Origin of the sequence: Sphingobacterium sp. BIGb0165 (assembly GCF_024810095.1) — a bacterium.
GTDB classification, from domain to species: domain Bacteria; phylum Bacteroidota; class Bacteroidia; order Sphingobacteriales; family Sphingobacteriaceae; genus Sphingobacterium; species Sphingobacterium detergens.
This window is the reverse complement of the sequence record NZ_JANUEB010000001.1, coordinates 659,292-675,364: the sequence shown is the minus strand read 5'-3', so window position 1 is coordinate 675,364 and position 16,073 is coordinate 659,292. Positions and strand designations below refer to the sequence as shown.

Annotated in this window: 15 protein-coding genes; 8 read left to right on the top strand and 7 right to left on the bottom strand. The window is 37.1% G+C overall.

The features are described from left to right. Positions 1–79 precede the first annotated feature (79 nt). From M2408_RS02880 to M2408_RS02870, 3 genes are all read left to right on the top strand, one after another. Positions 80–667 carry a Crp/Fnr family transcriptional regulator gene (locus M2408_RS02880; protein ID WP_259179082.1) on the top strand — a complete coding sequence of 196 codons (588 nt, stop codon included), beginning with the start codon at positions 80–82 and terminating at the stop codon, positions 665–667. 102 nt (positions 668–769) lie between these two features. After that, complete coding sequence (locus tag M2408_RS02875; RefSeq protein WP_259179081.1) at positions 770–1,273, top strand: GNAT family N-acetyltransferase; 504 nt, start codon at positions 770–772, stop codon at positions 1,271–1,273. Between the two features lie 701 nt (positions 1,274–1,974). Then, positions 1,975–2,772: a hypothetical protein gene (locus tag M2408_RS02870; RefSeq protein WP_259179080.1), complete on the top strand. Its 798-nt coding sequence runs from the start codon at positions 1,975–1,977 to the stop codon at positions 2,770–2,772. A 44-nt stretch (positions 2,773–2,816) separates the two neighbouring features. Here M2408_RS02870 and M2408_RS02865 read toward each other — a convergent pair whose 3' ends face one another. The 6 genes from M2408_RS02865 to M2408_RS02840 form a co-directional block, all read right to left on the bottom strand. After that, positions 2,817–3,707 (bottom strand): nucleotidyltransferase domain-containing protein, encoded by an 891-nt coding sequence (locus M2408_RS02865; protein WP_259179079.1) that lies wholly within the window; start codon positions 3,705–3,707, stop codon positions 2,817–2,819. Between the two features lie 139 nt (positions 3,708–3,846). Further along, entirely contained in the window at positions 3,847–4,830 is a 984-nt protein-coding gene (locus M2408_RS02860) for an alpha/beta hydrolase (protein ID WP_259179078.1), read from the bottom strand. Between the two features lie 58 nt (positions 4,831–4,888). After that, positions 4,889–5,584 (bottom strand): type 1 glutamine amidotransferase domain-containing protein, encoded by a 696-nt coding sequence (locus tag M2408_RS02855; RefSeq protein WP_259179077.1) that lies wholly within the window; start codon positions 5,582–5,584, stop codon positions 4,889–4,891. A 94-nt stretch (positions 5,585–5,678) separates the two neighbouring features. Next, positions 5,679–6,590 carry an AraC family transcriptional regulator gene (locus tag M2408_RS02850; protein ID WP_259179076.1) on the bottom strand — a complete coding sequence of 304 codons (912 nt, stop codon included), beginning with the start codon at positions 6,588–6,590 and terminating at the stop codon, positions 5,679–5,681. A gap of 32 nt (positions 6,591–6,622) precedes the next feature. Further along, entirely contained in the window at positions 6,623–7,558 is a 936-nt protein-coding gene (locus M2408_RS02845) for an NAD-dependent epimerase/dehydratase family protein (protein ID WP_259179075.1), read from the bottom strand. Positions 7,559–7,661: 103 nt separating this feature from the next. Beyond that, positions 7,662–9,380, bottom strand: a complete 1,719-nt coding sequence (locus M2408_RS02840; protein WP_259179074.1) for a hypothetical protein — start codon at positions 9,378–9,380, stop codon at positions 7,662–7,664. A 379-nt stretch (positions 9,381–9,759) separates the two neighbouring features. On the opposite strand from M2408_RS02840, the gene M2408_RS02835 reads away from it, so the two are divergent. The 5 genes from M2408_RS02835 to M2408_RS02815 all read left to right on the top strand — a co-directional run bounded on the left by M2408_RS02835 (position 9,760) and on the right by M2408_RS02815 (position 14,096). After that, positions 9,760–10,722: a hypothetical protein gene (locus M2408_RS02835; RefSeq protein ID WP_259179073.1), complete on the top strand. Its 963-nt coding sequence runs from the start codon at positions 9,760–9,762 to the stop codon at positions 10,720–10,722. A 572-nt stretch (positions 10,723–11,294) separates the two neighbouring features. After that, complete coding sequence (locus M2408_RS02830; RefSeq protein WP_259179071.1) at positions 11,295–11,507, top strand: hypothetical protein; 213 nt, start codon at positions 11,295–11,297, stop codon at positions 11,505–11,507. 2 nt (positions 11,508–11,509) lie between these two features. Next, on the top strand, positions 11,510–12,055 hold the full coding sequence (locus M2408_RS02825) for a hypothetical protein (protein WP_259179068.1): 546 nt from the start codon (positions 11,510–11,512) through the stop codon (positions 12,053–12,055). Positions 12,056–12,127: 72 nt separating this feature from the next. Continuing rightward, the gene (locus M2408_RS02820; RefSeq protein WP_259179065.1) at positions 12,128–12,787 is read left to right on the top strand and encodes a FadR/GntR family transcriptional regulator; all 660 of its coding nucleotides are present in this window, start codon (positions 12,128–12,130) and stop codon (positions 12,785–12,787) included. 88 nt (positions 12,788–12,875) lie between these two features. Continuing rightward, the gene (locus tag M2408_RS02815) at positions 12,876–14,096 is read left to right on the top strand and encodes an MFS transporter (protein ID WP_259179063.1); all 1,221 of its coding nucleotides are present in this window, start codon (positions 12,876–12,878) and stop codon (positions 14,094–14,096) included. Between the two features lie 49 nt (positions 14,097–14,145). Here M2408_RS02815 and M2408_RS02810 read toward each other — a convergent pair whose 3' ends face one another. After that, on the bottom strand, positions 14,146–16,017 hold the full coding sequence (locus tag M2408_RS02810; RefSeq protein ID WP_259179061.1) for a RagB/SusD family nutrient uptake outer membrane protein: 1,872 nt from the start codon (positions 16,015–16,017) through the stop codon (positions 14,146–14,148). Positions 16,018–16,073 lie beyond the last annotated feature (56 nt).

Below are 16,073 nucleotides of genomic sequence, written 5' to 3'. Positions count from 1 at the left end.
ACAATCGATACTTTATAAAACAAATACAAAATTTACCCGAAGCAATTACTACTGTCTTAAATTTGCTATTTTTATCCCTATGGAAGAATCTTTGAAACAACTCTTTAAGGAAAAAATATACTCATATCATAAAATTTCACAAGTTTCATTTGAGAATCTTTTAAAAATAGCAACAGTTGTGAACCTCGAAAGAAATCAAGTACTTGTGCAACAGGGTTCCATTGGACGTGAGTTTTGCTTTTTGCACACAGGTTATTTAAGAGCATATATAAGTGATGAAAAGGGACAAATTTATAACAAGAATATTGCTGTTGGGGGTGACTTTGTCGCATCTACAGTTTCCTGCATTCTAAATCGTCCCTCAAAATTTACCCTTCAAGCCATAACCCACTGTTCATTATTGAGTCTTTCCTATAAAAAGTTCAGAGAACTGCTTTTCCAAACAGACGACCTAAAATCCTTTTATATTCATTATCTTGAAAAGAATTGGGTCATCGATAAAGAAGAACGAGAAGTATCCATCGTCATGGAGGAAGCTCAAATTAGATATGAGAAATTTTTAAAACGTCATTCTAATATAGAGAACTACGTATCCCTACGGGATATCGCTTCCCATCTCGGTATTACCCCCACCCAGCTTAGCAGAATTCGTAAGCAGTTAAAATAGTATTTTTCTCAACATATGTAAAGCACTATGCGATCTCAGTCTTATAATTTTGACTTATAAAATAACAATGGAAAATATTTCATGAATTATATGTTAAGGGATATGATACGAAAGAGTCTAAATTCAGAATTCAATACGATGTACGAGATTATTAACGATGCATCTACAGCTTACAAGGGTAAGATACCTGAGGACCGGTGGAAAGAGCCCTATATGGATGAACATGAGCTGCGGGAGCAAATTGCTGATGGAGTTGAATTTTGGTGCTATCACCAAGATAACGCTATACTTGGTGTAATGGGGATTCAACACAAATCAGATGTGACCCTAATCCGCCATGCATATGTGAGGACGACAGCCAGAAATAACGGAATTGGTGGCAAATTGTTAAAACACCTTTCAACACTTAGCAACAAACCAATCCTAATTGGCACTTGGGCTAATGCCAATTGGGCAATTAATTTCTATGTAAAAAACGGCTTTCGTCAAGTTAGCCATATAGAAAAAGAAGAATTACTGCGGAAATATTGGAATATCCCCTTGCGACAAATGGAGACATCAGTCGTGCTCGTCAGTTCAGATTTTGATAGTAAGTTAGTGTTCTGAGGCATCTATCTTAAAAGGATCTTGGCGTAATGTACCAGTCCTTCTATGGTATGCGTCCATCTCACATCATCAAATTTGCCAGTTTCAGCGTAAGAGGAAACTGGCTCCGTCGCTCAATGCTAATTCTTAACTGGGTACCTAGAGGCAACTCCTATTGATCCTTGATAACAGGCGCTACTATCATATTTTACCATAAATACGAAGCCAGGCTTATCAATTTCTCCATATCTCTTTAAAATACGTTGTAATTTTACTGTCACTATTGAATCGTGCATTGCTAGGGTATGGCGATCTCCCAACTCCGATCTGTAACTGTAAACCCTAAAAATGGATTTACCCATAAAGAATAAACCTATTAACGGAACAAGAAAATATCTTTTTGGCATAATAATGTATTTTATCTGTTCAAATCTTAAACGAGCATGCGCTTATCTCAAATTGTTTAGTCAAACTTAAAGGATACGAGTTTCTTATTGAAAAAAAAGTGACTAGTTTCGATGATTTGATGACGAAATAAGTTTATCAAAAAATGCAAGAGATCCTTCGATTATGTTGTAACGAGCTAACATCCAAGACGGTAAATTGGTAGAAAGACCTTCCAATATTTATCTGTTATCAGTCAATAAAATTTATTGTCGCTTATCGTATTTTTGATTAAATTAATGTTATATTTATGTTAATTCCCAAAACAACAATAAATTATGGCAAAATCTGCAAAAATTCCATCTCCAAAAAAAGAATTAAAAAGTCAAGTAATTACTCATCTACATAGTGCGATCGAGTACTTGCGTGCTCATTTGAGCGAAAAGGAGTTTCGTAATCGGATAGAAAAAACCGCCAAATTATTGACAGAAGGCATTAAAAACAAGGATTTAAAGAAAAAAAGCGTTAAATCAGCAAAAGAAAAACTTGTAAAAAAAGAACTTGTTGTTGATAAGAGTAAGTCTACTCCTATCAAAGAAAATACACCTAAAGCATCAGCTAAAAAAACACTAATTAAAGATGCTCAACCAGTTACTAAAACGAACAGCGTAGATAATCAAGAACCTAAAGTCGCTCAAGCAACAGTTACAAATACACTTAGTTCAACCAAACAACAGCCTAAGGTCACGCCTACAAAAGCAACATCACCGGCTCCTAAAGCAGCTGCAGTTAATTCGTCTACAAAAAGCAGTGCTCCCAAAGTTGTGCAAACAGCAGCCAAAAATACCCCTAGCTCAACCAAACAACAGCCTAAGCCCGCACCAACAAAAACAATATCATCGGCTCCTAAAACAACTGCAGTTAAATCACCAGCCAAAAGAACAACCCCCAAAGTCGCTCAAGCAACAGTCAAAAATACCCCTAGTTCAACCAAACAACAGCAGTCTAAGGTCACGCCTACAAAAGCAACATCACCGGAACCTAAAGCAGCTGCAGTTAAATCGTCGGCCAAAAGCAAGGTCACCAAAGTTGTACAAACAGCAGCCAAAAATACCGAAGATACTAAAGCAACATAATTTACCTCTTATTTGCAGTGATATTCAAATAGGTCAGATCTGTATTACTTCTTAAAATCAAATTTTGAATGATATAAACCCTTGGTGAGAAGGACTACTTCATTAAATAGATTTTTCAGTTCGGCTGTATTTTTTTCCAATGATTTTACATTCAAAGTCAAAATAGCATTCACTTTATTTTCAAGATTTTGAGGCGTAATTTTTGCCGTTGAAAGCAATTGGATTGCATACTTGTCGCTGATAGGATATGTTTCATTTAATGCAAACAACGTTTGCACCAAACTTTTCAGGATACGGGCAAAGCTGCCGGACAGATTGTATATATCTTTATTTGAAGTGAAGCCATCAAGATGCGCCAATGTAAATTCTGCTGACCAGAGAGCCGTAGTTATCACACTTTCTTTTAATGCCTGGGGATATTTTGTGGACAGCCGCTTTAACCGATTTATAATACCTTTTGCATCATACAAAGGAATACAAGCAATACATTCTGCCAAATAAATCATTGATGTAAATCCAAAAGGTGGCTGTTGTTCATAATGGTTTTCCCATTTGCCCGCTTGTGCTTCGTCAATCGTATTTTCAATATGTTTTATATTTCTATATAAAATATCTACTTTCCCCACTTCTGTATGCATCCAAGCGCCACCGTTTACCCATGGTCCCCATTCATAAAAACCAACGACTACAGGAGTATCATCCATTGTGTATTTTTTTACAAATTCTCTGATGTCTTGGATTGAAAAAGGCTGCTTTTCGTTATAATAAATGGCTATATCAATATCGGAGTTTTCATTTGCTCTTCCCGTCGCATGTGATCCCCCCAATGCAATCGCCTCAATGTGTTCTATCGCGCTTAGATCTTCAACAAAGCGTTCAATAAAATGTCTCTTCCTATCTGTTAAACTTATGATATCTTTCACTATGTACTTCATGTAACTAATTAATTTTTTAATCTCAAATGTGAATGTAAACAGTACGCTACCAGACAATAAAGGTATATACTTTATTCTAATATAACTTTTACGCCATCAATGAATAAAATATATACCTTAATCTAAAATTCACTTGCTGCTATTTTCTAAATAGCGCCTTTTTGAGCGCTAACGCGCCTTGTTCTGTTGAAAGCTTCACTGCTTCGATATGATCCAAAGGATTCAATAATCCATAGTCATGAATAAACCCATTATAAGTTTGAATAGTAGTTGGGACACCTGCTTCATCTAATTTTCTAGCATAGGCTAATCCCTCGTCAAACAGGATATCGTTTTCCGCTAGCTGCACCAATGCCGGCGGAAGTCCCTTCAACTGTTCTATCGAAGCATTGAAAGGTGTTGCATAATATTCTTTACGTTTTGCGGTATCCGGTAGATAATTTGCCCACATCCACTTCATTAACGGGGCTGTAAGAAATCGTCCTTCAGCATATTTCTGCCAAGACTCACGAGAGAAATCGGCATCTGTGACCGGCCATAACAACAATTGAAATTTTATCTCTGGACCAGCTTTGTCCTTTGCCATTAGACAGAGAACAGCCGTCATATTACCACCAACACTATTTCCGGCAGCAGCCAAATTTTGACCATCTACACCAATTTCAACGCCATTTTCAGAGACCCATTTCGTAGCTGCATATATTTGGTTGATAGCAACAGGGTATTGGGCTTCAGGCGAAGGCGTATAATCTGTAAAAACTGCAGCTGCACCGCTATTTACCACTAAATCCCGTACTAATCTCCGATGTGTTGGATAATCTCCTAATACCCAACCCCCGCCGTGCGTAAACATAAATACCGGAAGGTTTTCGGAAGCAGCATTTGCAGGTTTTACGATATGTATATTCACTGTAACTCCGTCCTGCGTAATTTCTCTTTCTGTTTCGGTAATACCAGAATAGTCGACTTCTACTGATTTTTGCGCATCGACTAGTACTTGTCTTGCCTCTTTGGGCGTTAATGTTTCTAATGGCTTACCGCCGCTATTATTTAGCGCTTTCAAAAATTCTCGGATACCCAAAAGGATTTGCGGATCGTTTTCCGCTTTCATGTTCTGTGCCATAATTAGAATTTTAATGATTAACGTAACTATTGTTGATCGTTGAGTTCAATTTATTAATTTATTTCCCTTCAAGTTGTCGGACAACAATCTTGGCCATCTCCTTGGAACTAAAAGGATTATGTCCTGTGATAAGGTGGCCATCGACTTCTACGTTTGAAGTCATCGGGACAAACGCCTTTTTAAGATTCGCTCCACGTGCCTTGATAGCCGCTTCAAGATTAAACGGTACTTTTTTCTTTCTACCAGCAATTGTTTCTTCAAACCAGTCAAAGCCAGTAATTGTTTTTCCTTTGATCAGATATTCGCCATTGGAAAGCTTAACATTAAGTAGTCCACGTACGCCATGGCAAATCGCAGCAACGTTTTTCCCACTTTCGTACTGTGTCTTAATGATAGATTGTATTGTTAAATCATCCGGAAAATCATACATCGTACCATGGCCCCCCGCAAGATAGATCAAATCGTAATCTTCATCTGCAACTTCGGTCAATCGTTTACTATTATTCAACAATTTTCGAAAACTGTCTTCATTCCAATACCTTTTAGAAGTTTGATCAAGTGTAAAATGTTTGAGGCTTTCGGGATCGACGGGAATATCACCTCCTTTAGGGCTCGCAATTGTAACCGCGTAGCCCCTCTCCTCCGCGGCATGATACAAATGGGTCAACTCACTCAACCATAAACCGGTTGCTAGGTTACTATTTGCATATACACCAACATTGGTCACAATAATTAAGATTTTCAGCATACTCATCTTTATTTCCTTTAGTATAACAAAGTTCCATGGAAACAGTTGAAATGAAGTAACCGAAATAAGGAAAGTTGTAGCCAAATCTCTGTGGCAGGCACTAATTAAATGATACCCTAAATTCTAATGGAGAAATCGAGGTACGACTTTTAAATAAGCGATGAAAAGATTGCGGATGTTCAAAGCCCAAATGGTATGCAATTTCGGAAACAGACATCTCAGTGGTTGAGAGCAGTTCTTTCGCTTTTTCAACAAGCCGATTCTGAATATGCTGTTGTGTTGTTTGTCCGGTTTGAACCCGAAGCATATCACTGAGATAGTTTGCACTGAGATTCAATTGTGCTGCAATAGAATGAACACTGGGTATCCCATTTTCAATCAATTTATCATTCTTGAAATAATCATCCAATAAGATTTCCAGTTTAGAAAGTAGATCGTTGTTGGCTTTTTTTCTTGTCAGAAATTGACGGTTATAAAAACGGTCACAATATTTTAATAAGAGGTCAAGATTAGAGATTAGCAAATCTTGTGTGAACGCATCCATGTTGGCATCTATTTCCCTTTCAATATTGTCTATAATATCTGTAATGGATTTTTCCTCCTTATCCGAAAGATACAAAGCTTCATTTGCTGTATAAGAAAAGTATCCATATTCTCTTACCTGGGATGCTAGTGTATATCCATGTAGGAAATCTGGATGAACAACCAGAACAAAGCCTTGAACACCGTTCAATAGTACATCTTTAAATTGCAATACCTGATGTGGAGCGATAAAATACATGATACCCTCGTCAAAATCATAATATTGTTGACCATACCTGCATTTTCCTCCTGCACAGTCCTTCTTTAAAGCAATAACATAAAAATCTGTCGTCACTGCGCTGAGAATAGTTTCTGATTCTAGCCTGACCTGATCAAAATTAAATACACTGATCAATGGGTTTGAAGGTTTTGTCAATCCCAAAAATTGATGCAGTGTGTTAATTGATGAAACCTTCTCCGGGGTGTTCATTGTCGAGTTTATATAATACGAATTTACTTATTCTATTTTGATTGTGAGCTGTTCATTTTTATCAAACTGATGCCCTGATGGTACGATGTTACCTGAAACTCCGGAAATCTGTTCCGAAATTTTGAATCATCGAATATATTGTCATGTTCATATCTTGGAAGAAGCTCAAGTAGCTCTTTTAATCGCTTATTAAATAGTGCTCCTATCTTAAATACAAACTTTGGCACAATGGTATACTGCAGTTCCTTATTGTAAATACCAGACGCGATACGAATAAACTCCTTATAGGTAGGGTGTTTTTTGTCAACAGGAAGATGCCAGGTCTGGCCAAAGGCATCAGGTGTATTTCCGATCAAAGCCGTTGCTCGACTTGCATCTGGTGTCCATATCAGACTTCTTTTCTTAGCCGCGCTCAATGGTACCCTGAGTTTCTTATCTTCCTTAATGTTGTTAAAAATGAGGGTGTTGGTAATGCTCTGGGTTTTATCTGGTCCATAAAATTCAGGTGCCCGACATATCACTGCGTCAAGTTCACCAGACTCGATTTCACTTAATACCATTTCGGCCATTTTCCTTCTTACATTCCCTTTTCTTCCTACTGGGGCAAATGCCGTTTCTTCAGTTAAAGCATGATCATTCTGAGGATACATGTAAGTGTTATCAAAAAATACAAGTTTTGTTACATTGATCTTACAAGCGTCAATCACGTTCCTTAAAATAAGGGGAAACTGTTCTTCCCACAATGCCGAGCTAATCGGAAGACCTAATGTAAAATAGGCAATTTTACTTCCTCTCACTGCTTCAACTGCTTCCTCGTATACGGAAAGATCGGCTGAAAATACCTCATCCGTCTCATTTATCTTTTTTGCATTTCTGCTGACAATGCGAATAGCTGAAGTAAAGTTTTTCTTAAGCTCCCTTGCCAGTTCTTCGCCAATCTGTCCATTGGCTCCTAATATTGTTTGCATATTATTTTGTTTTACCTATCGACACAAAGTTCTGAAGAACTGTAATAATCAGTGTAACTCAACTAGGGGAATTTGTAACAGAATCTCTGCTATTTATAAGTACCTAAGGCATAATTCTAAAAATAGGATAAAGAAGGTGTGACTTTTCATAATAGTTCGAATGTCTGTATACCCAATCTAACTGTGCTTTTCCGTCAGCAGCAAATTTTGGATTGCTTGCTTTCTCTTTATCAAATGCAGATTTTAGATCTTTATCTTCCTTTAAAAGTTTCGCAGCAGTATCTTCAAAAACATAGGCCGAATAGTATTCTTTTTGCCCTAAAATCGCATCAAAGAAATTCCAATTGAAATAGGAATCAATCGCTTCTGGTTCCAGTGTTTCCAAAAGAAATTTTACCCCTACTTGATTCAGCGGGACCAAGAAGTCCCCAGCTCTGAACTTAATTTCCTTCAGTTCTTTGAATACATAAGTATCATAATGGAGATAATGTCCCTCATAGGGGCTTGAAGTTGTCTTAAAATCTTTGATCTTATATTGTTCTACAGTAATAATAGAATCCTTTTGTATTGGATTCAATTTGATCTGATTGAGTTTCAGTAAATCAATAATTTTCCATTCGGATTGTGGAATTACATAATACTTTGGTATAGTAATCTCTTTGGTTGGGATATAGGTGTTATACAATTTAACTTGTTTTGAAAATTTGGCATTTCGGTCATACCATAATCTACTTTCTGAGGAAACTTCACTCGGCTTATATTTAGCCTCAAAACCTTTAAAATCGATGTTTTCATATTTTGTAGAATCGAGTTTCCACATAATGGGATATCTATTCCCTATACGATACTGTTTGAGATTTTCTATTCTTTTTTGTCGGATAACTTTGTGGTTTTCATCAATAAATTTGAGGTTATATAGCATATAATCATATGTTGCCTTTACCCGTTCTTTATAAGGCTTCAACATATGTGTCTCCACGACGGTACCAATTACATTGAATAGACTTGTATAGCCTGTTGCATATCGCGGCGAATCCATAAAAACTGGAAAACCACCATCGGGAACATCATTATGAATATTGACATAAGGGACGGAAATAAAACCGTCATTTTCAAGATCCATAAGTAGTTTTCTTTGCATATGACCATTAAAATAGTCTCCTAACTCCTTTCCTAAACGCTCCTTATTGGTAGATATATAGGTGAATGTATACTGATAATCCGCCCCATTACTGACATGATTGTCAATAAACACATCCGGTTTTATCCATTGAAAAATCTGCTGAAAACTCCTCGAATTTCTGGTATCTGTTTTTATAAAATCCCTATTTAAATCGTAATTTCTTGCGTTCCCACGAAACCCATACTCCTCTGGTCCGTTTTGATTCGCTCTAGAAAAACCATTTCGGTTTAGCATACCACTTACATTATAGCTAGCTATGGCAGCAATAATTACATTTTTAGGCGCTTTTATTTTTCCTGTCGCCAAATCTCGCATGAGCATCATTGTGGCGTCAATTCCATCTGGCTCACCTGGATGAATCCCATTATTGATAAACAACACTGACTTGTCTTTTCTCGATCCTTCCAAAGGTTGTTCTGAAAGGTTGAAAATCACTACATCAATTGGAGCCTTATTATCGTCCTCTCCCCTTGTTTCATAACTGATCGCGGGAAATTGCCTTGACAATCCCCGATAGAATTCACGCATTTCTTCAAAAGTCGTGGATTGATTGCCATTACCTTTTTCGTACGGCGTAAGATTTTGAGAATAGAGTGTATTAGAAACCAGTAGTAGGAATAAAATTGGAAGTTTTTTCATGAGAACAATTTATAAGATCTAATTTAGAAAAATCTTATTGAAATCTATGTCCTACGACAATTCAGCTTATAAATTAACGAGTAACCATATATTATAATGTATTTTCATAGAAGACCCACAAAGGGTAATACGATCTTAATCAACTCCTTTTAAATTGGTTTCCATTTACCCTTTTTTAAAAAATACATTATTAAATTTAGTAGACTCAAACACCAATTCTCGTATTTGCAATAGTGACCTCTATTTTTACTATAATACAAATAATTGTATTGACGAAAAGCCAGTAAAATACAGCACAATGTTTTATGATTGTAGTCTTTCTATGAATACCTTATCTTTATTATGGAAAATGGCACAATACAATCATATTACATAATAGATGAGAAATATTTTTTTGTTCACGTTATTATTACTTATTCAATCGGTTTTGGGCCAAAGTATGATGGTTCCTAATGCATTATCTCCTAATGAAAAACTTTCCTCAGACGCCTATATCGTATTAAAAACCAATAAATTTCTAGATTTCAAAGGCAGAGATTTCATGGAAGAAATCATTGACGGGCAGATGTACAAAAAGACTGATTTAAACAATTTTTTTTCCTATAGAAAAGACTGGAATACGATAGAAAATGAGACATTCTACAACTATAAACAGAACAATCCGAAGTACAGTTATACCTATACCGACAACACAATGACGGAATCCTATACGCTATACGGTAGCTATGATGTTCAGCGCGACATAAAAATCGAATATAATGCAAAAGGCTTTGTATTAAGTCGTGAAGAAAAAATAGCAATCAATAATATTTTTAAAGAAAGACGCCTTACGATCAACAAATTTGACTCAAAGAATAGAGTAATAAAAATTATCCATACGAGCGAATACCTAAAAAAGGAAGAGGATAAAAAAGCGGATATCGATATCACATATGAAGCCGATCTTATAAAAGTAACGAGTGATAATGGCACTATAATCTGTAAATTTATGACTGGAGCAAATCCAGAAGGTTTTATATCCAGGCTAAGTCCGAGAGAAACAATATCTCAATTTATGCACGCGTTAACAGGAGAAAATCCTGAAAAAGCAAAAGATCATCTATCAGATCAAATGCGGAAAAATAATCAATCACTTCCAAAATGGGTTTCAGCGCAGTCTATGGGAGGAACAGACACTTATTCTTCAGACAAAGTAATCGCTGAGGAGAGTTGGTTAATAGAATTCTCAGTAGGAAAAAAGGAACGGCGAAACGTTCAGTTGACCTTGATAAAGCAAATAAATGGATGGAAAATAGACCGGTTTGTAATAGATCAATCCATAGAATCTGCAAGACCGCTATAAGATAAGCTAGTATCATTCAACGAAATAAAAAAAGAACAGTAACCTAAAAATACTAGTTATGATTTTTATTCTTTTTTTGTTAATATCAACATTGGAAAGGATGGACCTTTGTTCGATCCCAAATTTTACGCATATTTCAGCTATCTTTCACAGCTACGTACTTCAAAAAGAAGCCAATAAAAGAAAAGTAAATATGGCGTAGAATGGCAAGTTTATTGTACCTTGATAGTTGCCGACAACCTTAAGCCCAAAACACAACAACAGTTTGCAAAAATACTCCAATGAGGAGAATCATGCTAGTAGTACCACCTGGAAGCTTTGAAATAAAACTTCCATGAAACATATCCACATATTTTGGGAGAACAGTTTCCATCTGGAAAAGCTTCTCATCTCCCGATATTCCCACCGTATTAAGACCCTGTTTAATTTTCTCAACTTAACGACCTTATCTAATAGCTGTTAGAAGTGCTCAGATCGGATTTTAAGCTATTTTATGTTAATATAATTTTAGTATTTAACAATATCTGTTTATATTTAACACAGAGACCTGACAACAATCAATTATATACTAAATGAAAAAAATAATTCCAGACGAAGAGCTGATAACAATCGGAAAGATGCGAAAAGATCCTTTTATAATGGCAATGGAGGAAAAAATAGCTTGGAAAAAAGACCTAGGAAAGGATATCCGCTGCCATCTGTTCTCCCAGCAACTACCTCTGATCTATCATAAAGACGGGCAAATGATTGCTGAATATCAGGATGGAACAATTCGAATTATCTGATTATGGCAACAATCTACGTAATTGCTGGGCCACCAAACATTGGAAAAAGCACTTGTGGACCATATTTTATACCTGAAGGCATTAAAATACTTGATCCTGATCTCACTGTACGGCGTTATCGCGAACTCGGAATAATGAATGGATACAAACGGTTCGAGAAAATGTTGCAGGATAAACTTCTAGCTAATCAGGATTTTGCGATAGAAGTCAATTTAGGGTTGAAAAAACATTTCGACCTGTTGAGGCAAATAAAAGCTTTCCACCCAGATAATAGAATCGAAATGTTATTTTTCTATACAGACAATCTCGACATTTGTCTGGCTCGGGCTCAAAATCGAAAGGATAGCCAAATACCTCGCAGTTTAGAAAATATTGAGGATTTATACATTCGGGCACTCCCACTCCTGAAACGCAATTTGGATATTTTCGATACATTAAAAGGAGTAGATGTGCGGGAAAACCACATAGAGCCCGAAATTATTTTTCAATATCAATATGCTTCAGCAAACATTGAAGTATCCGAAAAACTCCCACAATGGGCCCGATAATAAAATTGAAAATTTATTTGTGTCGTAGCCGAATTTTATTTTAACTTTGCAATCATCAGATGATATGACTATATGAAAAATGAACACATCGTACGAAGATCCTTGGCTGAAGAAGTAGCTGCCGCAATTGAAGAAAAAATCAAATTGGGTAATTTTCCGGTGGATTCAAAACTCCCTACTGAACCCGAGTTGATGAAACAATTTGCGGTTGGAAGATCTACAATTCGGGAAGCAATAAAGTATTTAAGTCAATCTGGTTATCTAAATGTACAACAAGGCTTAGGAACATTTATCAAAAGTGTGACCGGACACCATGCGCTTGATGCAAAAATTGAAAAAGGTAATTTTAACGATATTTTCGAGGTTAGACACGTTCTAGAATTGAAAATAATTGAAAAAGCCGCGATAAATCGTAGCGCAAAAGGATTGAAAGATATGGCTCTCGCGCTTAAAAATAGAGCAAAATATGCCGTTAGTGGGGATCTTATTGCTTGTGTAGAAGCAGACATCGCTTTTCATAGCGCAATCGCCGAATCTTGTGGAAATAACATTCTAACAGCGTTATACAATACCTTATCAGTTCACGTGAATAAATTTTTTATGGAAATCTATAAGGATACCACACCCTTCATTGCCTCACAAAAGCAACATGAGGAGCTGATGGAAGCTATTAAAGATAAAAACATCCAACAAGCTGTTGCTGTCGCAGATCAAATTATCCAACATAAATAATTTCTAAAAGCGTTTGTAATAAAAATTACGAAAACCAAACAATAATAAATAACGTCACAAGACATCAGATGACCTGATGTATTAATTTATGAAAACTGAATCCTTAAAAGCAGATGGTTCTTGGAATAGTTCCCAGACGGTCTACCCTATTTTATTTGCAATTAGTATTTCTCATCTATTGAATGATCTTATTCAATCAGTTATTCCAGCTGTTTATCCGCTGTTAAAATCTAATTATGCCCTTAGCTTTACTCAAATTGGCATTATCACCCTAGTATTTCAACTGACAGCTTCCATTCTGCAACCTTTTGTTGGACTTTACACAGATAAGAATCCTACGCCAAGATCCTTGGCTATCGGAATGTTGTTTTCCCTCGCTGGTTTGCTTTGTATTGCCTTTGCTTCCAGTTTTATCTATATCTTACTATCAGTAAGCCTGATAGGTATGGGATCTTCTATTTTTCATCCTGAGGCCTCACGTGTTGCGCACTTAGCCTCTGGCGGTAAAAAAGGATTGGCGCAATCAATTTTTCAGGTCGGCGGAAATGCTGGTGGTGCAATAGGTCCTCTCCTAGCTGCGCTGATTGTTATCCCATTTGGCCAACAATACATCGGCGTTTTTGGTGTATTGGCAATTCTAGCCATTTTAATTCTTACCTATGTCGGAAATTGGTATCAATTGCATCTTAAACCAAAAGCTACTGTCAGCGCACCCAATACGACACAGGTAAAATCGAGTTTTTCCAGGTCCAAAATCATCTTTGCTCTAGTTATCCTTTTGATTCTTATATTTTCAAAGTATTTCTATATGGCATCTATGACCAGCTATTTCACATTTTATCTTATCGATAAGTTTGGCATTACTGTGCAAGAATCACAAATTTATCTTTTTGTTTTTCTTGCATCCGTAGCGGTCGGAACAATACTCGGTGGCCCATTAGGCGATCGCTATGGCCGTAAACTCATTATTTGGGTTTCAATACTTGGCGCGGCACCCTTCACTTTACTTTTGCCACATGTGGGGCTGACATTAACGATGATACTGTCTATTCTGATCGGACTGATTATATCTTCTGCTTTCTCTGCCATATTGGTTTACGCTACAGAATTGATTCCGGGAAAAGTAGGCATGATCGCTGGACTCTTCTTTGGACTTGCCTTTGGGATGGGTGGAATTGGTTCTGCCATTTTGGGATGGCTCGCGGATAAAACTTCCATTGAACACGTCTTTAACATCTGTGCTTATCTTCCATTGATCGGTATTGCGACGGGCTTATTACCGAATATTGAACGTCAGAAAAAGGCCTGATAAAAAAACATCTCTCCGATAATTACCGGAGAGATGTTTTTAAAGACATTTAATATCCAGGATTCTGAATAAGCTGTGTATTTCTGTTTATTTCATCACGATGTAAAGAGGTAAAATACATCTTATCATCCCAGTTTCTATTTTCGATTCCTGGATCAATATTACTTACAAAATATTTGTAACTATAATTGCTCGGATCATATTTATACAATGTCACTTTCTTATTGTCTTTTAGTGTTCCTGTGATATTGATGATATTGGCTTTACGTCCTATCGTTTCTGCAGCGATCATCCAGCGTCTAGCATCAAAAAAGCGATGCTCTTCATAAGCCAATTCTATTCGACGCTCATTACGGTAGCGGTTCTTGAGTGCTGCTCCTGTCTCTGCAATTGCAGGCATTCCGGCTCTGAATCGAATTCTATTTAGCCAAATTCTTGCTTCCGCCTCTTCGCCTAATTCGATACAAGCCTCCACATAGTTTAATACAGCTTCAGTATAACGCAACATCGGCCAGGGAATACGTTGTCTTGTATTTTGATCTTCCTGAACAGGATCAGGATCAACAAACTTCCGCATATAATACCCCGTTCTTGAGCCATTCCAGTCTTCAACGGGACTTTTTCTGGTGTCTAAACCAAAATGCGTGACTTTACTACCTTGAGCATTAACAATTTCATATTGACCGGTTTGTATCTGATTGCTGGGATCTCTTTTTGTCACATCGGCTGTCCTTGGTTTCCAGTCTGAACCATCGTATAGAATTGTCGCCTTCAATCTCGGGTCACGATTTTGATAGGGAGCCGCAGCCATGACGGCATTTGACCAATCAAATTTTTGCCCCTTATCCGTCTCATAATCATCAACAAGCAATTGTATAGGTGTATTTCCCGCCCAGTTGTGATAACCATTTGGCCCATTATCACGTCCAACCCATCCCCCGCGTTCGTCTTTTTCATTAATGAAAAAACGGCCCAAAATAATATCTTTTGCCCCTGCAGCATCTGCCATTTTACTTCCACCCCCTAGCGACAATGCCATATAGTTTGCAGTTCCTTCTGTTGCAGATACGGGCTTGATCATATCCAGTTTATAGGCAAAGCTTGCTCGATTCAGGACAGCTTTTGCCGCTTCCTTCGCTTTTGTCCAGCGCTCAGTCTGACTACCACTGGTATACATCAAATATTCCGGTTTTGTATAAGCTTTCAAGAGTGCGGATTTAGCACCGGCTTTATTAGCATCATGAAGATCACTCGCGGCATATAACAGCACACGGGATTTTAGCGCCAAAGCTGCTGTTTCACTTGCCCTCCCTTTGGCTGGCGTTATATCCTTTAAAAGTAGCGCCGCACTATCCAGATCTTTGACGATCGCATCGACACATTCAGCGTAGCTATTTCTAGGCTTCATAAAATCCTTATCATTTAAGGTATAGATCTTATTATCTATGGGTACCCCGCCATAGAAACGTAAGAGTTGCTGATAATAATATCCACGCAAGAAATACGCTTCTCCTAATATTTTATTTGCTTTTACCTGATCAAATTTTGCCTGCCTCAAATTTGAAATAGCAATATTGCTTGCCCGAATACGTACATACATACGTCCATATTCATAGGTATCCATGATATAACCTTGATCAGCTGGATTGGACCGTGATTCAGTTACCGTATTAATCCCACGATTTGGGTGAGTGAATAGTGCTTCATCTGTCATAGAAGCCATCTCTTGTTCGTAGAAACCGCCTACACCAAAACCATTATATATTTCAACAACAAAAGCATCTGACAGCCCTGGATCGGACCATACCAGTTCGTTAGGAACCTCACTAAGTGGCTTTGTATTCACAAAATCGTCGTTACAGGACTGGAGTCCACACGATAATACAAGTATTGATAGCGATATATTTACAATTTTTTTCATTTTCTTATCTGATTTATTTTTCTGAGAATAAACTTCCAAAGGCCATTCATTATACC